Here is a 21,303-nt window from a genome sequence, read left to right as displayed (position 1 = left end):
TTAGAATTCAGCTGAATAAATGTTATAATGTAATGGTATAAATGCTTGAGGCATAGGGTGAGGAATCATGTTTTCAAAAATGAAGAAAAGAAAGAAGGCGCAACTTCCCTTTCGTTTGAATATTTTATTTTTTATTGTTTTTTTATTGTTTTCGGCATTAGTACTCCAGCTGGGTGTTGTTCAGATTTTAAATGGGGAAGCATTTCAGGCTGAGATTGATCGGACCACTAATGATACAACAGCAGTCTCGGTTCCCCGTGGAAAAATGTACGACCGTAATGGTGATTTGATTGTTGGAAATGATGCCGAATACGCGATAACATACACACCTGAAAAAGGAATACAGGCAGAGGACAGGCTGGAAGTCGCTGAAAATTTGTCAGAATATATTTCCATGGATTCAGAAGAGCATCTTGATGGTGTGACCGAACGGAATAAACAAGAATATTGGTACTTAAAGAACACGGAAGAAGCTGAAAGTTTGATGTCTCAGGAAGAAACGGAAGAAATGGACGATGGTGAAGCATATAATGAAATGCTCGACCGAATAGATGAAGACGAGCTTAATGATTTTTCAAAACAGCAACTTGAAGTCATTGCCATAAAAAAGGAAATGGATAAAGCACAGGCGCTGACACCGCAAGTGATAAAAAATGATGATGTAACGCCTGAAGAATTTGCGCGCGTATCTGCACGATTGGATGAATTACCCGGTGTTAATGCAACAACTGACTGGAATCGGGAATATCCGTATGAGGAAACATTCCGCGACTTTGCCGGTTCCATCACGTCCCAGTCCCAAGGGATCCCGGCGGATCAAGAGGATTATTATCTCTCCAGAGGATACAGCCGGAATGACCGAGTTGGAAACAGCGGATTGGAAGAGCAATATGAAAGTGTGCTGAGAGGGCGTAAAGAAAAAATTCAATACACAACTAATAATGATGGCACGGTTGTTGATTCCGATGTCGTGGTTGAAGGTCAACGCGGAAAAGATCTTGTCCTGACGATTGATATGGAACTGCAGCAGGAACTTGATAGTATAATCCGTGAAGAAATGCAAACAGCGATTTCGGAATATCCCAATGAAAATGAAAATCTGGAAAATGCCATGGCTGTCGTTATGGATCCCGATACAGGTGAAATCCTTGCTGCAAGCGGACAGCAGTACGATCATGATGAGAATGAATTTTCCAATACCGGAACAGCTAATCTCTATAATGCCAATGCACCCGGATCGTCCATTAAAGGTGCTACGGTTCTGGCAGGTTATCACTCGGATGTGATTGAGCCCGGTCAGCAATTTTATGATGAGCCGATTAAAATAAAGGGAACAGAAGAAATGAGTTCCTGGCAAAATTTAGGTTTGGTTAATGATTATCAGGCACTGGAGCAATCATCCAACGTTTACATGTTTTATATCGCCATGCGTATGGGCGGTGAATATAATTATCAGCGAAATCAACCGATTGATATCAATTATGATACGTTCCAGGAACTGCGCAATTATTTCGGCCAGTTTGGGTTAGGTGTCCGTACAGGCATTGACTACCCGTATGAATCAACCGGATACGTTGGGGCAAACCCGGACGCCGGTAATTTACTTCACTTTTCAATTGGCCAGTATGACAGTTATACGACGATGCAGCTGGCTCAGTATGTATCGACAATAGCTAATGATGGTTATCGGGTGCGCCCGCATTTCATGAAAGAAATCCGTAATCCGGTCCCGCATGATGAAGGCCTTGGTCCGGTATACAAAAGCCATAATACAGAGGTCATGAATCGGGTCCAAATGAGTGACAGTGAAATTGAGCGTGTTCAGGAAGGGTTCCGCCGGGTGTTCCAGGAACCGAATGGAACAGCATCAAAACATTTCGCTGATAAACCATACGATGCTGCTGGAAAGACCGGTACAGCAGAATATGATATTTTTGAAGATGGCGAAGTTGTTGCTTCCACGGAAAACTCATCCCTTGTCGGTTATGCACCGTATGATGACCCGGAAGTTGCTTTTGCGGTCATGGTACCACATACAGGTAAAGGCAGTGACCATCCGATTAACCATAATATAGGTAAAGGTATATTGGACGCTTATTTTGACTCAGAGAATGACGAAGATGAAGATGAAGAAGAATAATAAAGTCCGCCAACTCAGGCAGCCTATACTCTTTTGAAAGAGTATAGGCTTTATTAATGCCAATCGCGCTATCGCTTGCCGACTTTCCTATCCCTCCTTCTACCCCTACAATCGAAATAATCTGCAAAAAAGGGGCGTGAAATTTTAAAAAAATCACGCCCCTTTTTTTGTTTTCATTTCGATTATAGGTTAGAAGGGGAGCAACTATAAATCTATCAACTTTACATTATTTTTACACTTAATTCATAGAAGGTTAATACTCATTCGTTACGATAGGAATTGCAGGAGGGGAAACGAGATTCTGTTCCTGACAAACCACATTATAACAGGGGGCTTATTAAATGAAGTCAAGGTCTTTATTTGCAGCACTTGCGTTATCATTTTTACTTGTATTGCTGGCAGCATGCGGCAATGCAGAAGGAAATGAGAATGGAGAGGAAAGCGGAAATGCTGATGGCGGAAATAGTGATGGGAATGGCGACTCCAGCAGTGAACAAACAGAAGTTATCGTCGATGGATCGTCCACCGTCTTCCCAGTTATGGAAGCTGTTGCTGAAGAATATCAAACGGAAAACCCGGACGCACGTGTGAGCATTGGCAGTTCCGGAAGCGGCGGCGGTTTTGAAAAGTTCGCTGCCGGTGAAACGCACATTTCAAATGCTTCCCGTCCAATTGAAGATGAAGAAGTACAAGCACTTGAAGACGCAGGCATTGAATACACTGAATTTCAAATAGCGCTTGACGGACTGTCAATTGTGGTTAACCAGGAAAATGACTGGGTCGATCAGCTGACAGTTGACCAATTGAATCAAATGTGGTCAGCAGACGGCGGTGTCACAACATGGTCTGATCTTAACGAAGAATGGCCGGATGAAGAGATCGAATTTTACAGCCCGGGCGCAGATTCCGGTACAGCTGATTACTTCAGTGAAGTCGTACTGGGAGAAGAAGGAGAATTTCGTCAGGATGCGACCTTGTCTGAAGATGACAATGTGCTTGTACAGGGTGTAACAGGTTCGCCGAATGCTATCGGATACTTCGGATATGCTTACTATGCTGAAAACTCAGATCAACTGAAAGCAGTTCCGATTGTAAACGATAGTGGTGAACCAGTAGAACCAAATCAGGAAACCGTTCAATCAGGTGACTATAATCCTTTCTCAAGACCATTATTCATCTACGTGAAACATTCGGCAGTGCAGGATAATGAATCAGTCTACAATTTTGTACAATATACACTTGAAAACGCAGGTGAAATGGCAGAATCAGTAGGCTATGTTGCGCAACCTGACAGTGAATATGAAGGTATGCTGTCAACGTTGGATGAAATTGCCGGACAATAATCCTGAGCTATAAATGAATTTTATTGGATAGTGAGGGGAGGTGTATGGCTATACCTTTCCTCACTTACCTTATTGTAATGATTAATTTATATTATGTTAGCTTAGTTAATGTAAAAGAGGGGTATCTTTATGGCTGTTAACGTCAAAGAGTTAATGAAAGAAAAAAAATCCAATCGTTCTTTACAGACATTTACTGAAAAAGCAGCACCAGCTTTCTTTCTGGTTTGTTCCATTGTATCGATACTTGCAACAATCGGTATTGTTCTCACATTGCTGATAGAAACCATTACGTTTTTCACGCGTGTTCCTTTCATGGAATTTATAACGGGGACAACATGGTGGCCTTTTGGCGAAAATCCTAGCTTCGGGATTCTGCCGTTAATCTCGGGAACATTGCTGATTACGGTGATTGCTATGATCGTAGCTATCCCGTTCGGACTGGCGTCAGCTATCTATCTGAGTGAGTTTGCATCAGAAAAAGTGCGCAAAGTTGTCAAACCAATCCTTGAAATATTGGCCGGCATTCCGACAATTGTTTACGGATTCTTTGCTTTGACATTTGTGACACCACTGCTGCAGGTGTTCATTTCTGATCTTCCAATTTTTAATGCACTGAGCGCGGGGGGTATAGTAGGTGTCATGATCATTCCGATGATTGCTTCACTTTCTGAAGATGCCATGAGCTCTGTTCCCAACTCTATGAGGGAAGGTGCGCTGGCAATGGGATCCACCAGACTCGAAGTGGCTTTGAAGGTCGTCGTTCCCGCAGCATTGTCAGGGATCATTTCATCTTTCGTGCTGGGTATTTCCCGGGCTATCGGAGAAACGATGATTGTGTCGGTTGCTGCCGGCTCAACACCAACACTTACCTTGGATGTTACAGAATCGATACAGACAATGACCGGGTATATCGTACAGGTGGTACTTGGTGATGCTTCCTATGGCACAACCACTTATTACAGCATTTATGCAGTCGGGATGACGTTGTTCCTCTTCACATTGCTGATGAATCTCCTGTCACAATATATCTCCCGCCGCTTCAAGGAGGATTACTGATATGAACTTGATCGACAAACAGCTGGTTCAAAATAAAATGAATAACCGGATCATCAAGAGCCGGATTATGCGGACGGTGTTTTTCTTAGCTACATCATTTGGAATCGCTGTGCTGGCAGTCTTGCTTTATCGGGTATTTTCACAGGGTCTTCCTTATTTGGATTGGCAATTCCTGACAAACTTTGCATCCCGTTTTCCGGAAGAAGCCGGCATAAAAGCTGCGATTTTCGGTACGCTCTGGGTGATGGCTGTCACCGCTCCAGTTTCGATAGTATTGGGTGTTGGGACGGCGATCTATCTTGAGGAATATGCGAAAGAAAACAAATTCACCCGTTTTATACGCATGAATATATCAAATTTGGCAGGGGTTCCCTCCGTTGTTTTCGGGCTATTGGGTCTGACGGTTTTTGTCCGGCTGCTGGAAATGGGCCGGAGTGTTATGGCCGGTGGATTGACCATGAGCCTGTTAATAATGCCAATCATTGTTGTCGCTGCACAAGAAGCTATAAGGTCCATCCCGCAAAACCAGTATGAGGCGTCTTATGCGATGGGTGCCACAAAATGGCAGACGGTCCGCCGAGTTATTTTACCGGCAGCAATTCCCGGCATGTTGACCGGCAGCATATTGGCTTTATCACGAGCGATTGGTGAGACAGCCCCCTTATTGACGATTGGCGCAATGTCATTTGTCGCTTATGTGCCGGGAAGTATCCGGGACAGTTTTACGGTGTTACCGATCCAAATATACAATTGGACCGGCAGGCCGCAAGAAGAGTTCCATATTATCGCTTCAGCAGGTATTATCGTGCTGCTTGTAGCCTTAATACTGATGAATTCTATTGCTGTTTTCATACGTAACAAATTTTCTAAACGTTATTAGAGGTTGTTCAAAAAGTCCGGTAAAAATGACACGTCGAATTTTTTCGTTGGCTTGTTTCTTCGCTCCTTGGAAAAGAAAACCGCTTTTCCTGCGTGCGGATGCGGATTCAGGGAAGCAATCCTTGTGCTCATGTATCTAAATGCATACATTCCGCTGCTCGAAACTGCACCGCCTCGAACTTCTTGGTCCTTTTTATCCTCCTTTTTGAACACGCACAATTAGTAATTAATCGGGAGGTTTTGTCATGACTAATGCACCAGAGAACAAGCAGGTAACGATCACTAATACAATTGAACCGGATAAGGAAGATAAAAAAACCATTTATTCTATTGATAACTTTAATTTATGGTATGGCGATAACCAGGCACTTTATGATGTGCAGCTGGATATTCCCGTGAATAAGGTGACAGCGATCATTGGACCATCCGGCTGCGGCAAATCAACGTTTATTAAGTCGCTGAATCGGTTGGTTGAATTGGTGCCATCCGTAAAGATGAGCGGAAGCATTAAATATAATGATAAAGAAATATTCAGTCCGAAGTTTAAAGTGGAAGATTTAAGAACAAGCGTTGGGATGGTGTTTCAAAATCCGAACCCTTTTCCAAAATCGATTTATGAAAATGTTGTGTACGGTCCGAAAACACACGGTATTAAGAAAAAGAAAATACTTGATGAGATAGTTGAAAAAAGCTTAAAAGAAGCAGCTCTTTGGGATGAAGTGAAGGATCGGCTGAATGAAAATGCATTTGGGCTTTCCGGCGGTCAGCAGCAGCGGCTTTGTATTGCCAGATGTCTGGCAATTGAACCTGAAGTCATTTTGATGGATGAACCTACCTCGGCGCTGGATCCCATTTCAACCACAAGGATTGAGGAACTTGTACAGGAATTAAAAAAGGATTATAGTATCGCAATCGTGACGCACAACATGCAGCAGGCTGCCAGAATTTCGGATAGGACAGCATTTTTCCTGAATGGTGAAGTCATTGAATACAACGATACGGATAAACTTTTTTCCAACCCTGATGATAAGCGTACGGAAGACTATATTACCGGCCGGTTTGGCTGACCTAATAAAGGAGGATTTTAATGACTGGTAGAGAACAGTTTGAGACGGATTTGAGTGATATTAAAGAGGATATTATGGCACTGTCAAATGCGTCGGTGGATGCCTTGCGTAAAGCAATTGACGCTTTGTATAACCAGGATTTGAATCTGGCAAATAGCGTGATTGATGAAGACAAACGTGTCGATAAACAGGAACACGCGATCAACGATCAGACGATATTGTTGATTGCCAGACAACAGCCTGTCGCAACAGACTTGCGCAGGCTTGTCATATCGCTGCAAATCACAACAGATATCGAACGTATGGCTGATAATGCCAAAAATATCGCCAAATCAACATGCCATCTTGGGCAAGATCACCGGTTGACCATCCATCCGCGCATTAAGGAAATGCGGGATATGGCGATTAATATGAATGAAACGGCGATGCGGGCGTTCCAATATGAGGATGTATCCATTGCAGGCAAACTATCGGCTATGGATGACAAGGTCGATCGGTTATATGAACGGATCGTGAGTGATTTATTATCAGAGACGGCGACAAACCCGGAAAAAATCCAATATGTCATGCAAATGGCGTTCAGCGCACGCTATATTGAGCGATTTTCCGATCATATAACTAATATTGGCGAGAGCATTTTATATCTTGTTAAAGGCGAGTCGTATAAATTAAATTAAGCTTAAGCATAAACAAAAAGCTGTATTGCGATTGGCAATACAGCTTAGTTTGTAAGGGTTTCGGCAATTTCATTATGGTCCATGTCGCTGGATAGTTCGAATTCACCCAGTTGGACCAATTGGCTGTAATCCTCATCCTCCAAATACTCTGTAAACGCATCAGCATCGTCGATAATATCATTTTCTTCAAGTGTTTGACTGATTTCGGATGGTGCGACTCCGGATTCTACTGTCAGTGTATAAGTTGTTGGACTATCTTCACTGGTATCGTCTGAATTATTTTCCTGTTCATTATTCCCGTCATTGCTATTATCAGATTCTGTTTCATCAGATCCGGATTGTTCCGCTTCGTTATTATTTTCATTGTTCGTATCATTATTTTCTTCCGTATTATCGTCCGACTCTACAGAAACGGAAATATATTCGGATTCAGTCAACACATGATAACCTTCAGATTCAACAATTTCAATCATATCCTCTGTCGGTATGTCTTCAGCTTCAGTCTGTGAATCACCGGCAAAATAATACGCACCGAGCAGAATAATACCAGCCGTTAACAGGCCAATTGCAAATGAACGAACGGTTTGTTTCATATGGTTCCCCTATCTTTCTGTATATTGATCGTTTTTATGTATGGTGTCATTGGAAAAGTCGTCTGTCAGCAGTTCTTCTTCAAGGATATTTATTTTTTTCTTAATTTGATAGTTTTCCTGCATTGTTGAGATTGAGAGCTGTTCCAGTTCGCTTTCCAAGTCATCAAATTTATCGTTCATAAAAAACGATAGAATTAACAGGACGACTGCAATAACGATAATGGCGATTATCGTATACATCATGTTTATTTCCCTCCATTCATCTATCAATACAGTTATAACATACATTACAAAAAAGAGAAATGGTCAAAATTTAACAATCCAGCATCTTGAAAGTTATCCATACATCTGCTATTATAGTTAGGGTCTGAAACGTCATAAAAGTGCGTGTTCAAAAGGAGGATGAAAAGGACCGAGAGTTCGAGGCGCAGCCGAAAGCTTGAGCAGCGGAAAAGCAAGCTAACGAGAAGAAATCGATGTCATTCACCGGACTCTTTGAACACCGCCTAGATCTTAAAACGCAGTCATTGTTGGAGGGAATTAAATGCGGTGTAGATATTACATGGCTTGTACAGAAACAGGCGACCGTAACTATATTTCTACAAAAAACAAGCGGAAAAACCCGGAACGGTATAGACTGATGGAAATTGTCCACGGTTGAAAAAACACAACTTGCATCGTGAGACGAAATAATGATTTGCCGTGATTGTATATAATGCAGGCAGGGGGTTGAATGATATGGAAAAAACTGAACTTCGGAAAGATATCATTCACCGATTAAATAATTTATCACTTTCGGAACGTGACAGAATAGAACAATCGTTGACGGAGCATTTGGTGACATCTGATATATGGAAGCAGTCTGAAGTAATCGGCATAACGGTTTCACACGGAATGGAGTGGAATACAAGATCGATTATCGAAAAGGCGTGGCAGGAAGGTAAAACGGTTTGTGTTCCCAAATGCTGGCCGAGGGAACGGCAGCTTGATTTTCGTATAATAGATTACTTCAATCAATTGGAGTCCGTCTATTATAATTTATGGGAACCAAAGCCTGACGAAACCGGGAAAGTGATGAAAAATATCATTGAATTACTCGTCGTACCAGGATTGTTGTTTGATAAAAATGGCTATCGGATTGGGTTTGGCGGCGGGTATTATGATCGTTTTTTAATTGATTTTCCAAATCTGAAGCTGTCACTGGCAGCAAACAGGCAAATCGCAGAAGAGCTTCCGGTTGAACCATTTGATATTCCGGTAGATGAAATCATTACTGAGAGCGGTTTTATAGAGCGGGGAGGGAGCTAACATGGATAAAACCCGTTATTCAAGGCAAATGCTATTTGGCCCGATCCAGGAAAGTGGGCAGCATCAATTGTCATCCAGTTCTGCACTTGTGGTTGGTGCAGGTGCATTAGGCACTGTCATCAGCAACCAGCTGGTACGAGCCGGAATTGGTAAAATTCGGCTGATCGACCGTGACTATGTTGAACTCAGCAACTTGCAGCGGCAGATGATGTTTGATGAGGAAGATGTGGAACAAGCAATGCCAAAAGCGGTAGCGGCTAAAAACAAACTGGAGAAAATTAATAGTCAGGTAGAAATCGAGGCAATTGTTGGAAATGTCACCGCTGAAAATATACATGAATTCATAAAAGATATGACCGTTGTATTGGATGGAACGGATAATTTCTCCACGCGGTTTCTTTTAAATGATGCCTGTTTTAAGCAGCAAATACCATTTTCATATGGTGGTGTTGTCAGTTCCAGGGGGATGACTGCATTTTTTGTACCGGGAAAAACGCCTTGTTTACGGTGTGTCACTCATGAAGGGGCAGGAGGCGGCCAGACTTGTGATACGGTTGGTGTTATTTCCCCGGCCGTTGATATGGTTGCATCACTTCAGGTGACAGAGACATTAAAATGGTTAACGTTGAATGAGCCGTCATTGCGGAACACCTTAAAAACAATTGATATCTGGCATAATCGCCACTATGATATGAAGCTTCTGACCCCTGATGCGGATTGCGCAACATGCCAAAAAAATGAATTCCCTGCTTTGCAAAAAAATGCAGAAGACGAAGAAACGGTGTTATGCGGCCGGGACACTGTCCAGATTCACAGCAAGCCCGCCTTAGACCTGGAACAATGGGAAGGTCAGTTAGCGAATATTGCCGATGTAAAGCGAACACCATTCTTGTTAAAGGCGACGTTTGAAGAAGGTATTCACTTTGTCATGTTTAAGGATGGGCGCGTTCTCGTTCAGGGCACAGAAGATCGTGTTCAGGCTAGAACCTGGTATGACCGTTATATTGGATCATGATGTATAATCTCATCCGAATAGAAGAAGACTATGACTGACATAAAATGAGAAAAGGGTGTCACCGATGAGATTCTTTGCAGTTTTAACATTGCTTATGACAATTGTTGTTGTCATTTTCAGATGGCGTTTCCGGATTATGAATACACTATTGGCAATCAGCTTTTTGCGGCGGGCGGCAGTTATGATTTCAATGAATATGCCAGTCATTCGCGAAAAATTAATGCCGGCTTTATTTCAGCGCCAGTCAGTTAAATAATTCATGTTTAAGAAGCTGTTAAGAAAACAGCTTCTTTTGTATGTTTAGAGAGAAATATTGAATAAATTTTGGTATCATGGCGTTGTGAGGGGGAACTTTAATGTACCTGGATGAAAGCTATACAATGTATAAATTAGCAACACATCTGACAGAGCAAGATGGCTTTGAACTATTACATATTAATGAAAATGAAGAATTATGGCTGGAAAAACGTGAAGGTAAAACGTCACAGGTCGTGCGTCTATTTCATGGCGGATTTGACTGGAAAAATCATTTAAAGAAGGACATAGGCCAGGTTTTTCAGAAAGCCAAAGCCATAAGACGGTATTTTCGGGGGAAACATATTGTAATACATAATGTTTATATCGATTCCCATAGCCCGGTAGATGATTGGGAAATTCTCAAAAAACAAATGCAACTGGATGAAAAGAACCCAATCAGGATGAATGTCTATTATTTATCAGATAATGAAAAAGAGGAAGAATTAGCAAGACTGCAGGAGGCTATCGGGAGTACATTCCAGGATTCCGGGGAACATCTCTCTGAAGAACAAAAAGAAGCAGAGGTGACCAATTTCCGGAAAAACCTAGTCGGACAGATTAAACAGAGAGAACGGGAATTCCAAAGTATTTTTTCATACGGTAAGCCTTTTTTGACGTATGTCCTCCTGGCAATCAATGTCCTGTTCTTTTTATTGCTTGAACTGAACGGCAACAGCACCTCAACACCAACATTAATCGAATTTGGGGCAAAATATAATCCGGCCATTATAGAAAATGGTGAATGGTGGCGCATCATCACGTCAATGTTCCTGCATATCGGGATATTTCACTTATTGATGAATATGCTGGCTGTTTATTATTTGGGCACCGCCGTGGAACGAATATATGGTTCATTCCGATTTTTCATTATTTATTTTCTGGCAGGGATCGGAGGAGGTCTGGCGAGTTTTGCCTTTACGACAAACGTTTCAGCGGGCGCTTCCGGAGCATTGTTTGGGTTATTTGGCGCCTTATTATTTTTCGGATGCATACATCGAAAAGTCTTTTTCCAGACGATGGGCATGAATTTGCTGATAATTATCGGAATCAATATTGTGTTTGGATTAAGTGTTCCTCAGGTGGATAATGGTGCTCATTTGGGTGGTTTGATTTCGGGATTTATCGCATCGGCTATGTTGTATCTCCCAAAGAAAAAGAATGGCGTCATTCAATTTTCTGCGCTCATTGTTTATTTACTGACTGTTTCAGCACTTGTGGTTTATGGTCTTGAGAATAATGAAAATAGTCCTTCGTATCATTTGATGAAAGCGGAGCAGTTCATTAATGAAGAACAGCACGAAGAGGTCATTGAAGCAACAACCGAGGGACTTGAGATTTCAGATGATATTGACAGGGAATTGGAAAGTCTCTTATTGTTTCAGCGTTCATACAGCCATATGCAACTGAATAATGCTGAGCAGGCGGTCACAGATTTGGAAAAAACGATTGAATTGAATGATTCATTTGCAGAGGCGCATCATAATTTGGCGATTTTGTATGGCAATGATGGGCAAGAGGATAAAGCGGCGGAACACATTGAAAAAGCATATGAACTAGACCCCGAACACGAAGATATCCAGCGATTGTATGAAGAAATAACCGGAAACCGGACAGAGTAAATGCATCAGTCCCGTTTTCTCAAAAGTTGTTGTTTTTGCTACAAAATCCTTAAAGTGAAACTTCCCTTCAGCGGAGTGCACTTTTCCGCACTGAAGTAGAGGAACAAAGGCTAAAAATTCGGGCGCCCTGTTGCAACGTCTCCCGCGACCAACATCGTGTCGACCCGAACAGAATCAGGCATTTAGGGCCAGTTAGCCGCCGTATTTTGGCGGGATACTAACCATTATTGAATGCGGGATAAACTGCGACACATAGTGCTACTGTTTTTTAGAATAGCCTTCTGACGATGCAGGTGGTATGAATGATTCAATAATGTTAGGAAGACGGCAAAAAGGACTCGAAAAAAGGTTCCTGATTCCCACATCTATCAAAAAGGCAGTGAAAAGGACTCGAGAAGGGTCCTCAATTTCCAAAATCCATCAAAAAGGCGATGAAACGGATTAGAGAAAGGCTCTCAGTGCCCAAAATCCATCAAAAAGGTGATGAAACGGATTAGAGAAAGGCTCTCAGTGCCCAAAATTCATCAAAAAGACGATGAAACGGACTAGAGACGGTGCCAAAATTCATCAAAAAAACGATAGAAAGGACTCGAAAGGTCTTCTCGAAGTCCAAAACCTATCAGGAAGGTGCAGGAAAGTCTGAAAATTTGAGAAAGCCGAGGCCGAGCGACAAGCGAAATCATCTTCCGAGTAGGCCGGGAATTGCGAGAATTGCCGCTTCACCGAAAAACCTGCAAATCAGGTGAGCACCCAAGTTTATAGCCGAAGCGTTTCTGAGCACATAACTTTAATCAGAATGTCACAAATGAGATTTTTCAGTATGTCTCAGTTTATATGAACTACGAGGTAAAAAGCAACGAAGTATATGAAAAGCGCCTTCCACTAAGGAATGATGGATTTAAGCGTTAGAAATCATCAGGGTATTGCTGAATAAGTCTTTCTTTTTCACCATTCCATTCATACAAAACGATTAAATGTTCATTTTGTTTATCAAATAATACAAGTGGTATAAAACTATCCGCAGTGCCGGCTTCAGAATCTTTGATGTTCAGGATATAATTTTTGTATATGCCTTCCCAAAGCTGGCCCAGGATTTGATTTGTCTGCGTTTGGGTCAAGGCGTTCAGCGGTTCAGAAGTGTACTTGTACAGATCTGTAAGTGGCACAGCCCAGTAAGATTCTTCATCAATGTTAAAATGCTCCATAAGACGTTTCCAGTTATACTGCAATTGCTGTTGTGTTGTATGGTCCAGAAGACGGAACCATTCCTGTTCATAATCTGTTTCAGGCGTTTTGAATGATTCAAGTGTCGTACTTGGAGAGTCAATAACATATAGCTCGTCATATGTCATATGATGGATGCTTTTAATTTCATCATCCGGGTAATGAACTTCTCCATGATGAAAGGATATCGCCTGAAAGTAATTGCTGTCCTCACCGTTTATTTTTTCTTTTATTTGAATGGTGTCTGTATTTTCTTCCCATTTACTTCGTATACCGAGCAGACGGCCATTATGAAATAGTAAAGAAGCATCCTGACGCAAATATAACTTACGTTCACTTACCGATTGACTTCTCCAGACCAATTCATAGGAGTCCCTTGTTTTTTCCGAAACCATTTCAAGCGAGGTGCCTGTCTCAGTAAAACTTAATTCCTCATCCTCAGGGAAATAAGTAATTGCCGGTGCAGATTCATGCTGCCATAAGTATATTATCAGGCTTGTACTGACTAATAGAATAGCGATCAGCAGTAATACGCGTTTATTCATCCTGACCATCCTTTAAGATTGATTCAATTAGGCGATTTTCGGGACTTAAAACAACCTGTTCACAAAGAATGTATGAAAAGGTGTTTATCTTTATGTCTATTCGTGTATAGAAGCGGTTGTTTCACACAAACTATCAGAGAAAATTGACTTACTTCGCCAACGAGGTATTACACGAAGAAATGTGCAGTCCATTTTCACAGCAAGCCATATGGACAATTTATTTTTTAGCAGGTGAGTTTATGGAGAAAGAAAAGCAATCATTATTTTCCACGTATTCCGAAAATGTTTCCTATATGAAAGAAAGGCTGGCGGTTGATAAAAGTTTTGACATCATCCATTTGGATTTGAAATATGCCGGTCGGAATATGGCATTATTTATGATTGATGGGTTTGCCAAAGATGACATTATGCATTATATCATGAGGATATTGGCACAACTGGAACCGGAACAACTGGAACCTGATCCATTGGAAAAGCTGTTTAAAACGTATATCCCATACATCGAAATCGATCGTGTTGATGACTTAAATGAGGCATCAGACCTTGTGCTTGGCGGGCCGGTAGCTTTGGTTGTTGAAGGTATTGATAAAGTGATTATGATTGATTCACGGACGTATCCTGTAAGGTCCTCGCAAGAGCCGGATCTTGAACGGGTTGTCCGTGGTTCCAGGGACGGCTTCGTCGAAACAATTGTTTTTAATACGGCTCTTCTCAGAAGGCGAGTTCGGGACCGTTCGCTGCGGATGGAATATATGCAGATAGGCAGACGTTCAATGACGGATATTGCGTTTTGCTATTTGGAAGATATAGCAGATCAGGAACGGGTAGATGAAACCAAAGCTATTGTAGAGAAGATTGATACAGATGGGTTGGCGATGGCGGAAAAAACAATTGAAGAATTTATTAGTGGACGTCACTGGAATCCATATCCGAGTGTCCGCTATACAGAAAGACCTGATACAGCTGCTGCCCATGTGTATGAAGGTCATGTTTTAATCTTTATTGATGGCTCACCAAGTGTGATGATCACACCAGCAACTTTCTGGCATCATCTCCAGCATGCAGAGGAGTACCGGCAAAAACCGATTGTAGGAGCATATTTACGATTTGTCCGTTATATAGCAGTATTTGCATCGATTTTTATACTGCCACTGTATTATCTGCTGGCGATTAATCCGGAATATTTGCCGGCGGATCTTTCATTTATCGGACTGAGCGAAGAAGGAACGGTACCATTAATCGCACAATTCATTCTGGCAGAGTTGGGAATTGATGTACTCAGGCTCGCTGCTGTCCATGTACCATCTGCCCTGGCCACAGCTCTTGGCCTGGTTGCAGCGATATTAATCGGTCAGGTGGCAGTCGAAGTCGGATTGTTTTCTTATGAAGTGGTTCTTTATATAGCAATTGCTGCGATTGGAACATATGCCACGCCAAGTTATGAAATGAGCATGGCCAATCGGCTTGTCAGAATGTTTCTCCTCATCGTGACAGGAATGTTTGGCGCTATAGGATACATCGTTGGTATAACGCTTTGGCTTCTCTATTTGGTACGGATGTCGTCATTTCGGATTGCCTATTTTTGGCCGTTGCTGCCATTTTCATACAGAGCCTTCAGGGATGTATTCATTCGCTCACCAATTCCATTGAAAAACCGCAGACCCATATTTTTGAATCCGCAAGATCCAGACCGCTGACTTCAGTGGTCTGTTTTTTTAAGAGTTAAGAAAGCATTTTTTCATTTCAAGGGACGTTTTCAATCTTGAAATCGGCTAATTTCCCGATTTCGACCAATCCAACCGCTTACTTCTGACCTCTGGAAAGACGAGGCTAACCCTGAGTTTTTCTTATTCATTATTGCGCCCCGATTTGGTATAATATAATTTGGTGATTTGAATGGAAACGATTTATGATGTACGTCAATTACTGAAAAGGTTCGGCACGATTATATATACCGGAGAAAGATCAGCTGACCTTGAACTGATGGAAAACGAAGTAAAAGAATTGTACCGCATCCAATGTATTGAAACAAACGACTATCAAAAGGCCTTGCTGCTTTTGAGGAAAGAAGCAGCACGTCTGCGGGATGAAAAAGGAGCGAAATAATCGAATGGGGAAGTCAATAATCGGTGTTGATGTTGGCGGCACAACCGTCAAATTGGGCATTATTGCTAATGACGGGACTGTGATGGATAAATGGCAGATCCCTACGAATAAAGACAATCACGGAGCTTCCATTATTTCAGATATATGGAATTCAATAAAAGAAAATACAGATACAGAAGCCATAAAAGGTATCGGAGTCGGTGCGCCTGGCTTTATCGACAGTAATGCCGGTTATGTCTATGAAGCGGTTAATATTGGGTGGCGGAATAAAGCACTGGCCGATGAATTAAGGTCTATTTCCGGATTACCGGTATTTACGGCAAATGATGCCAATGTGGCCGCATTAGGTGAAAACTGGAAAGGTGCCGGCAGCAATGCCAGGAATCTTGTCGCCCTTACACTTGGTACAGGGGTTGGCGGTGGTATTATCGTTAATGGCGATATTCTTGATGGCGAAAATGGAACGGCAGGTGAAATCGGACACACCACGGTTGCTCCTGATGGTTATTTGTGTAATTGCGGAAGAAAAGGATGTCTTGAGACACTCGCTTCAGCAACCGGAATGGTTCGTCAGGCCATGGATAAGATGGAACAGGACCCGGAAAGTGCACTTGCCAGAAGGTATAAGTTGAACGGCGCCATTACAACAAAGGATATTTTCGAACTGGCAGAGGCTGATGATGAATCATGCAGCGACATTATTGCATATACTGCTGATGTTCTCGGTTTAGCGATTGCAAATGCTGCTGCGATTATTAATCCTTCAAAAATTCTTATTGGTGGCGGTTTGTCTAAAGCAGGTGATAAATTCATTCGACGTATTGAGGATGCTTTTCGCGAATATTCCCTGACAAGAGCAAGTGATATTTGTGAATTGAAAACGGCCCAATTAGGTAACGATGCCGGTATTATCGGTGCTGCCTATTTAGTGAAGCAATATATCGAGGATTTGACATTCTAGTCTTTACTTTATTGGCATATTCTATTAAAATAACATTTCATTAACTTTTTGTAACTTCTATGAAACTTTTAATTGATGAAAAGCGTCATATAATGGTATAGGGTAACCATATGTTTTAAAAATATCAGTTTGTGAAATAAAAGAATTGACGATTAACAAATCCCCCAAAATGCCAGTACTGGGAGGCAATAATATGGACTTTAAACGGTTAAAGATCCCGTTATTTATCTTGGCTACATTCTTGTTCGGGATTAAAACGTATATAATCTATCGTTTTATGTTTAATATGGAATTGGAAAATAAAATGCAGGAGTTTATCCTGATCATCAACCCGTTTGTGTCTGCGTTTTTGATTTTTGCCCTAAGTGTTTGGTTTAGAAAGCAGTCACGCCAAATGAAATTCTTAAGATATACGGCATTGATCGGAACACTGGTTTTGTATTTCAATCTTGTGTTCTACCGGTCATTTAATGATTTTATTACAGTGCCGCAATTATTTCAGGCGAGCAACATGGGTGACTTGGGATCAAGTATCCTGACATTGATTGAAATTTATGATGTGCTGCTTTTCCTCGATGTTGTGATTATCTGGTATTTAAGCAAAAAGAAACCGGAACTCATGACGGTGAGCTATCAAAAAAGTGGGAAGGTATTTGCCCTGGCAATGTCATTCCTGCTCCTTGCGGGTAACTTTTTCCTTGCTGAAATGGAACGTCCGCAATTATTCACCCGCGCATTCGACAGGGAATACCTTGTTAAAAATATCGGTCTGTTTAACTATCATGTTTATGATGCGGCAGTTCATTCCAGGGCAACAACACAGCGGGTATTTGCCGATGGGAATGAATTGCCGGAGATAACGGAGTATGTTGAAGAAGAAGTTAAGCGTGATGAGAAATCACCATTATACGGTATTGCTGAGGATAAAAATGTTATCTTCATAACATTGGAGTCCATTCAAAGTTTTGTTATTAATAATGACGTTAATGGAGAAGAAATAACACCATTTCTGAACAGTCTGGTCGGTGATGAAAGCACGTATTACTTTGAGAATTTTTATCACCAGACACTGCAGGGGAAAACTTCAGATTCCGAATTTCTAGTCGAAAATTCACTCTACCCATTATCCCGGGGAGCCGTATTCTTTACACACGGCGGGAATGAGTATAATGGGTTGTCAGAAATTTTAGGTGAAGAGGGCTATCATTCTGCTGTCTTTCACGCCAACAACAAAAGTTTCTGGAACCGTGATCAAATGTACGATAGTCTCGGTGTCGATCATTTCTATGGTGAAGAAGCCTATGAGGTTAATCAAGAGAACTCAGTTGGATGGGGATTGAAGGACAAACCATTTTTTGAGCAGTCGATCAAGTATCTGCAATCAATGGAAGAACCATTTCACTCGAAGTTCATTACATTGACGAACCATTTTCCGTTTGAACTCAGTGAAGAAGACAGTTCAATTGATAAATATGATTCAAGTTCAAGCACATTGAATAATTTCTTCCCGACTGTCCGATATATGGATGAAGCCGTTGAACAATTCTTTGACCAATTAAAAGAAGCCGGGCTGTATGAGGATTCCATCATTGTTATGATGGGTGACCACTATGGTATTAGTGAAAACCACGATAGAGCCATGAGTGAGTATTTAGGCAAGGATGAGGTTACACCATATGATCATGTGCAATTACAGCGTGTGCCCATGTTCATTCATATACCGGGACATGAGGATGGAAAAGTCATGTCAGAGGTAACAGGTCAGATTGATGTCAAACCTACATTACTGAATATGCTTGGTGTATCGGCTGAAAATGATATTCAATTCGGCAATGACATGTTCATTGACGACCGTAAAGGCTATATCGGATTAAGAAACGGTGACTTTATCAGTGATGACTATATATCAACCAGTGGTGTCTGTTACGACAGGGAAACCGGTGAGCCTGTAGAAGCTGAAGAGAATGAGGATCCGTCTGCTGCTGATCAGTCAGAGGCAGAAAACCGGACAGGAAACCAGCCTGATTCTCCTTGTAGTCCGATCCAGCAAAAAGTAGAGAAAGAAATGGAACTCTCGGATAATCTTATTTACGGAGACTTGTTCCGGTTTATAGAATCTGCTGAAACAGAAGATGAACAAAACAATGAATAAACAATAAAAGCTGACTCGGATAATTCCCGGGTCAGCTTTTATTGATCTAAATAAGAAACTAACTGATAAAGTTAGTTTTTTACATATTACCTAATTCCGTAATAATGGTTGCGATTGAAAAGAATCCGAAAACCAATACGGTTATGGCTGAAAAACCAAGCGCAAATAAATTCCTGATTTTAAGCTGCCGTATGACAGATACAATTGCCAGTAACGTAACAAGTAAAAAGATAATTGCCAAAACCATATGTAATACATCCTCCTTGTAAACATAGCGTATAAAACTTATTTGTATTATTATGTAGTCAACAGTTTTCTATACTTATTTTATAGTATAAAATGAGTTTTGTCGAGTTAAATCCTTATGAATTCAGTAACTATTTAATGGAGGCTATCAAAATGAATGTTAAAAGTATGCCAGCAGGACCATTAGGAACAAATTGTTATATCGCACATAATCGTGAGCATGCTTTAATTGTTGATCCTGGCGGAGATCCCGAAAAGATGATTCAATATTTGACGGAAGAAAAGCTTGAACCGAAAGCTATTCTGTTAACACATGCACATTTTGATCACATTGGAGGTGTAGGTGAGTTAAGAGCGCATTATAATCTTGACGTCTATCTTCATGAAAATGAAGCTTCCTGGCTGGAAAACCCGCAGTACAATGGCTCATCATTGTTTATGGGAAGTGAAATTGTAACGGATCGTGCTGAGCAAGTATTACGTCCCGGCAAATTTCAAATAGGCACGATACCATTCGAAGTCATTCATACGCCGGGACACTCACCAGGAAGTGTCAGCTTTATATTTTATGATGATGGATTTGTAATCAGTGGGGATGTCTTATTTAATCAGGGAATTGGACGGACTGATTTGCCCGGTGGTGATATACAAACGCTGGAGGCGAGTATTCGGGATGCTTTGTATCAACTGCCAGATCACTACACGGTTTATCCTGGGCATGGACCGGAAACAACTATTGAAAATGAAAAACAGCACAATCCATTTTTTCCCATTTGAAGGAAGTATAGAAAAGTTGTTTTATAAAACGTCGTATGTTTATAGGGCGTAAGATAAAGCGAGCAATAAAAATGTCAGCCATCGGTTATGGCTGACATTTAGGGGGGATGTGCTCTGCTCTTTTGTTGGTTAGGGATAAAAGTTAAGCTACTACGTTCAGTATATACGTAAAGTTAACACTATGTCAATAGTGAAAACCCAAAAAAATGAAAAAACCCTGTAATTTTTATGTAAGCAGGGTTTTTTCGTAAGGTGATTTTCGTATTAATGCCCGAATCCCGGTACTAATATGAATTCTGAATACCAGGTAAATCCGACCATGAATATGGTACAATAAGCTCCGAATAAATACATATACATACGTTCAGATAATTTCAGATAGCTTACTGCCAGGAAAAATGCCGTTTGAACAAGGAAAAGCAATGCCACGTTGAGCATATCTCCAACGTAAAACATGACAGCAATGATACCTGCCCAAAAAGCAAGGACCCTAAACATCCGATCCATGTTTTCCCCCTCCTTTAGGTTACCTTATAAATGTTATTATAAACGACCTGCCGCATAATGTAAATGAATCATGCTAAACAACTGAAAGCTTTGCCACGTACGTGCAATTTTCACATCCGCTAAACATATTTTCCGTCTCAGTTAATTCAACATTATCGAACAGCGCTTCAAACATCCCTTTTAAAAAAGAATGATGCATGCGGCATACCATCGTATGATTTTTAGAAACCATTTCTTTAAAAGGGCAATTGTTGATTTGGAATGATACGCTGTCTGCTGTTTCATTATACTGAAATTCAGGGTACATGCCAAGCATTGTACCTGCATCTTCCAGTATCGAAAGTTTTTGCTCTGTTGTCAGATCAGCAGATGAAGGGTTGCGCTGATACTGATCAACCATTTTCGCACCGTATTTATAGCCCGTTTGGTACAGTGCCTGTCTGCCTGGCACACCCAGTTCAACAAACGATTCTAAAGCTATCGAGGATAGAAGTTTGTAGTCCCGATGTGGAAAATGAAGTTCAATCACTTCGTCCGAAAGCCGATAAAGTCTGCTGGGACGACCACCTCTGCCGGTTTTTTCCGAGTACGACTCCACCATATGGATGTCTTCCAGCTTTGATAGGTGAAGTCTTGCCACATTGGGATGGATTTCGAATTCTTTTGCTATATCTGCTACAGTAACTTCGCGATGATGCTTGATCATGTATTGATAAATGTTAAATCTGGTCGGATCACTCAGCACGTTGGTCACTTTTAATGTTTGTTCCACCAAAACCACCTCACGATCG

The 21,303-nt window shown here is 41.3% G+C and carries 21 protein-coding genes and 1 pseudogene; 16 read left to right on the top strand and 6 right to left on the bottom strand.

What is annotated here, in order from left to right; translation table 11 throughout:
• The first annotated feature begins 67 nt into the window (after positions 1-67).
• The 6 genes from Len3610_RS07515 (at position 68) to phoU (ending at position 7,162) form a co-directional block, all read left to right on the top strand.
• A complete protein-coding gene (locus Len3610_RS07515; RefSeq protein ID WP_176447400.1) occupies positions 68-2,140 on the top strand; it encodes a peptidoglycan D,D-transpeptidase FtsI family protein in 2,073 nt (690 codons plus the stop codon).
• 341 nt (positions 2,141-2,481) lie between these two features.
• Positions 2,482-3,483 (top strand): PstS family phosphate ABC transporter substrate-binding protein, encoded by a 1,002-nt coding sequence (locus tag Len3610_RS07510; protein WP_176447399.1) that lies wholly within the window; start codon positions 2,482-2,484, stop codon positions 3,481-3,483.
• A gap of 129 nt (positions 3,484-3,612) precedes the next feature.
• On the top strand, positions 3,613-4,539 hold the full coding sequence (pstC, locus tag Len3610_RS07505) for a phosphate ABC transporter permease subunit PstC (RefSeq protein ID WP_176447398.1): 927 nt from the start codon (positions 3,613-3,615) through the stop codon (positions 4,537-4,539).
• 1 nt (position 4,540) lies between these two features.
• A complete protein-coding gene (gene pstA / locus Len3610_RS07500; protein ID WP_176447397.1) occupies positions 4,541-5,419 on the top strand; it encodes a phosphate ABC transporter permease PstA in 879 nt (292 codons plus the stop codon).
• A gap of 244 nt (positions 5,420-5,663) precedes the next feature.
• Positions 5,664-6,485, top strand: coding sequence for a phosphate ABC transporter ATP-binding protein PstB (gene pstB, locus Len3610_RS07495; protein ID WP_176447396.1), 822 nt, complete (start codon positions 5,664-5,666; stop codon positions 6,483-6,485).
• Between the two features lie 20 nt (positions 6,486-6,505).
• Entirely contained in the window at positions 6,506-7,162 is a 657-nt protein-coding gene (gene phoU, locus Len3610_RS07490; RefSeq protein WP_176447395.1) for a phosphate signaling complex protein PhoU, read from the top strand.
• A 44-nt stretch (positions 7,163-7,206) separates the two neighbouring features.
• Here phoU and Len3610_RS20785 read toward each other — a convergent pair whose 3' ends face one another.
• Together Len3610_RS20785 and Len3610_RS07480 are read right to left on the bottom strand one after the other, a co-directional pair.
• The gene (locus Len3610_RS20785) at positions 7,207-7,755 is read right to left on the bottom strand and encodes a hypothetical protein (RefSeq protein WP_255259832.1); all 549 of its coding nucleotides are present in this window, start codon (positions 7,753-7,755) and stop codon (positions 7,207-7,209) included.
• Positions 7,756-7,764: 9 nt separating this feature from the next.
• Positions 7,765-7,998, bottom strand: a complete 234-nt coding sequence (locus Len3610_RS07480) for a hypothetical protein (protein WP_176447394.1) — start codon at positions 7,996-7,998, stop codon at positions 7,765-7,767.
• 301 nt (positions 7,999-8,299) lie between these two features.
• On the opposite strand from Len3610_RS07480, the pseudogene rpmG reads away from it, so the two are divergent.
• The 5 genes and pseudogenes from rpmG to Len3610_RS07455 all read left to right on the top strand — a co-directional run bounded on the left by rpmG (position 8,300) and on the right by Len3610_RS07455 (position 11,994).
• Positions 8,300-8,448: pseudogene (rpmG, locus tag Len3610_RS07475) on the top strand (50S ribosomal protein L33).
• 45 nt (positions 8,449-8,493) lie between these two features.
• Positions 8,494-9,063, top strand: coding sequence for a 5-formyltetrahydrofolate cyclo-ligase (locus Len3610_RS07470; protein WP_176447393.1), 570 nt, complete (start codon positions 8,494-8,496; stop codon positions 9,061-9,063).
• A gap of 1 nt (position 9,064) precedes the next feature.
• On the top strand, positions 9,065-10,078 hold the full coding sequence (locus Len3610_RS07465; RefSeq protein WP_176447392.1) for a ThiF family adenylyltransferase: 1,014 nt from the start codon (positions 9,065-9,067) through the stop codon (positions 10,076-10,078).
• 64 nt (positions 10,079-10,142) lie between these two features.
• Entirely contained in the window at positions 10,143-10,334 is a 192-nt protein-coding gene (locus Len3610_RS07460; RefSeq protein WP_176447391.1) for a hypothetical protein, read from the top strand.
• 100 nt (positions 10,335-10,434) lie between these two features.
• Positions 10,435-11,994 (top strand): rhomboid family intramembrane serine protease, encoded by a 1,560-nt coding sequence (locus Len3610_RS07455; RefSeq protein ID WP_176447390.1) that lies wholly within the window; start codon positions 10,435-10,437, stop codon positions 11,992-11,994.
• A gap of 905 nt (positions 11,995-12,899) precedes the next feature.
• On the opposite strand, the gene Len3610_RS07450 is transcribed toward Len3610_RS07455, so the two are convergent.
• Positions 12,900-13,763, bottom strand: coding sequence for a hypothetical protein (locus tag Len3610_RS07450; RefSeq protein WP_176447389.1), 864 nt, complete (start codon positions 13,761-13,763; stop codon positions 12,900-12,902).
• A gap of 239 nt (positions 13,764-14,002) precedes the next feature.
• Between Len3610_RS07450 and Len3610_RS07445 the strand changes: the two genes are divergently transcribed.
• The 4 genes from Len3610_RS07445 (at position 14,003) to Len3610_RS07430 (ending at position 18,982) form a co-directional block, all read left to right on the top strand.
• Positions 14,003-15,460, top strand: a complete 1,458-nt coding sequence (locus tag Len3610_RS07445) for a spore germination protein (protein WP_176447388.1) — start codon at positions 14,003-14,005, stop codon at positions 15,458-15,460.
• Between the two features lie 199 nt (positions 15,461-15,659).
• Positions 15,660-15,869: a YqgQ family protein gene (locus Len3610_RS07440; RefSeq protein WP_176447387.1), complete on the top strand. Its 210-nt coding sequence runs from the start codon at positions 15,660-15,662 to the stop codon at positions 15,867-15,869.
• 4 nt (positions 15,870-15,873) lie between these two features.
• Positions 15,874-16,830 (top strand): ROK family glucokinase, encoded by a 957-nt coding sequence (locus Len3610_RS07435; RefSeq protein ID WP_176447386.1) that lies wholly within the window; start codon positions 15,874-15,876, stop codon positions 16,828-16,830.
• A gap of 193 nt (positions 16,831-17,023) precedes the next feature.
• Positions 17,024-18,982, top strand: a complete 1,959-nt coding sequence (locus Len3610_RS07430; protein WP_176447385.1) for an LTA synthase family protein — start codon at positions 17,024-17,026, stop codon at positions 18,980-18,982.
• 79 nt (positions 18,983-19,061) lie between these two features.
• On the opposite strand, the gene Len3610_RS07425 is transcribed toward Len3610_RS07430, so the two are convergent.
• The gene (locus Len3610_RS07425; protein ID WP_176447384.1) at positions 19,062-19,229 is read right to left on the bottom strand and encodes a DUF2759 family protein; all 168 of its coding nucleotides are present in this window, start codon (positions 19,227-19,229) and stop codon (positions 19,062-19,064) included.
• Positions 19,230-19,381: 152 nt separating this feature from the next.
• Between Len3610_RS07425 and Len3610_RS07420 the strand changes: the two genes are divergently transcribed.
• Entirely contained in the window at positions 19,382-20,005 is a 624-nt protein-coding gene (locus Len3610_RS07420; protein ID WP_176447383.1) for an MBL fold metallo-hydrolase, read from the top strand.
• Between the two features lie 264 nt (positions 20,006-20,269).
• Here Len3610_RS07420 and Len3610_RS07415 read toward each other — a convergent pair whose 3' ends face one another.
• Complete coding sequence (locus Len3610_RS07415) at positions 20,270-20,512, bottom strand: DUF2626 domain-containing protein (RefSeq protein WP_176447382.1); 243 nt, start codon at positions 20,510-20,512, stop codon at positions 20,270-20,272.
• Positions 20,513-20,585: 73 nt separating this feature from the next.
• The gene (locus Len3610_RS07410) at positions 20,586-21,284 is read right to left on the bottom strand and encodes a helix-turn-helix transcriptional regulator (protein ID WP_176447381.1); all 699 of its coding nucleotides are present in this window, start codon (positions 21,282-21,284) and stop codon (positions 20,586-20,588) included.
• Positions 21,285-21,303 lie beyond the last annotated feature (19 nt).

Origin of the sequence: Lentibacillus sp. CBA3610 (assembly GCF_013373365.1) — a bacterium.
GTDB lineage: Bacteria > Bacillota > Bacilli > Bacillales > Amphibacillaceae > Lentibacillus.
The sequence above is the reverse complement of the archived record's forward strand: the minus strand, read 5'-3'. Positions and strand labels throughout refer to the sequence as shown.

Bases quoted from the DNA above. Each gene is read 5' to 3' on its own strand.
- Len3610_RS07455 (WP_176447390.1), top strand. From the start codon at position 10,435: ATGTACCTGGATGAAAGCTATACAATGTATAAATTAGCAACACATCTG.
- Len3610_RS07470 (WP_176447393.1), top strand. From the start codon at position 8,494: ATGGAAAAAACTGAACTTCGGAAAGATATCATTCACCGATTAAATAAT.
- Len3610_RS07425 (WP_176447384.1), bottom strand. From the start codon at position 19,229: ATGGTTTTGGCAATTATCTTTTTACTTGTTACGTTACTGGCAATTGTA.
- Len3610_RS20785 (WP_255259832.1), bottom strand. From the start codon at position 7,755: ATGAAACAAACCGTTCGTTCATTTGCAATTGGCCTGTTAACGGCTGGT.
- Len3610_RS07415 (WP_176447382.1), bottom strand. From the start codon at position 20,512: ATGGATCGGATGTTTAGGGTCCTTGCTTTTTGGGCAGGTATCATTGCT.
- pstA (WP_176447397.1), top strand. From the start codon at position 4,541: ATGAACTTGATCGACAAACAGCTGGTTCAAAATAAAATGAATAACCGG.
- Len3610_RS07480 (WP_176447394.1), bottom strand. From the start codon at position 7,998: ATGATGTATACGATAATCGCCATTATCGTTATTGCAGTCGTCCTGTTA.
- pstB (WP_176447396.1), top strand. From the start codon at position 5,664: ATGACTAATGCACCAGAGAACAAGCAGGTAACGATCACTAATACAATT.
- Len3610_RS07430 (WP_176447385.1), top strand. From the start codon at position 17,024: ATGGACTTTAAACGGTTAAAGATCCCGTTATTTATCTTGGCTACATTC.
- Len3610_RS07460 (WP_176447391.1), top strand. From the start codon at position 10,143: ATGAGATTCTTTGCAGTTTTAACATTGCTTATGACAATTGTTGTTGTC.
- Len3610_RS07435 (WP_176447386.1), top strand. From the start codon at position 15,874: ATGGGGAAGTCAATAATCGGTGTTGATGTTGGCGGCACAACCGTCAAA.
- Len3610_RS07440 (WP_176447387.1), top strand. From the start codon at position 15,660: ATGGAAACGATTTATGATGTACGTCAATTACTGAAAAGGTTCGGCACG.
- Len3610_RS07515 (WP_176447400.1), top strand. From the start codon at position 68: ATGTTTTCAAAAATGAAGAAAAGAAAGAAGGCGCAACTTCCCTTTCGT.
- Len3610_RS07465 (WP_176447392.1), top strand. From the start codon at position 9,065: ATGGATAAAACCCGTTATTCAAGGCAAATGCTATTTGGCCCGATCCAG.
- phoU (WP_176447395.1), top strand. From the start codon at position 6,506: ATGACTGGTAGAGAACAGTTTGAGACGGATTTGAGTGATATTAAAGAG.
- Len3610_RS07420 (WP_176447383.1), top strand. From the start codon at position 19,382: ATGAATGTTAAAAGTATGCCAGCAGGACCATTAGGAACAAATTGTTAT.
- Len3610_RS07510 (WP_176447399.1), top strand. From the start codon at position 2,482: ATGAAGTCAAGGTCTTTATTTGCAGCACTTGCGTTATCATTTTTACTT.
- Len3610_RS07450 (WP_176447389.1), bottom strand. From the start codon at position 13,763: ATGAATAAACGCGTATTACTGCTGATCGCTATTCTATTAGTCAGTACA.
- Len3610_RS07445 (WP_176447388.1), top strand. From the start codon at position 14,003: ATGGAGAAAGAAAAGCAATCATTATTTTCCACGTATTCCGAAAATGTT.
- pstC (WP_176447398.1), top strand. From the start codon at position 3,613: ATGGCTGTTAACGTCAAAGAGTTAATGAAAGAAAAAAAATCCAATCGT.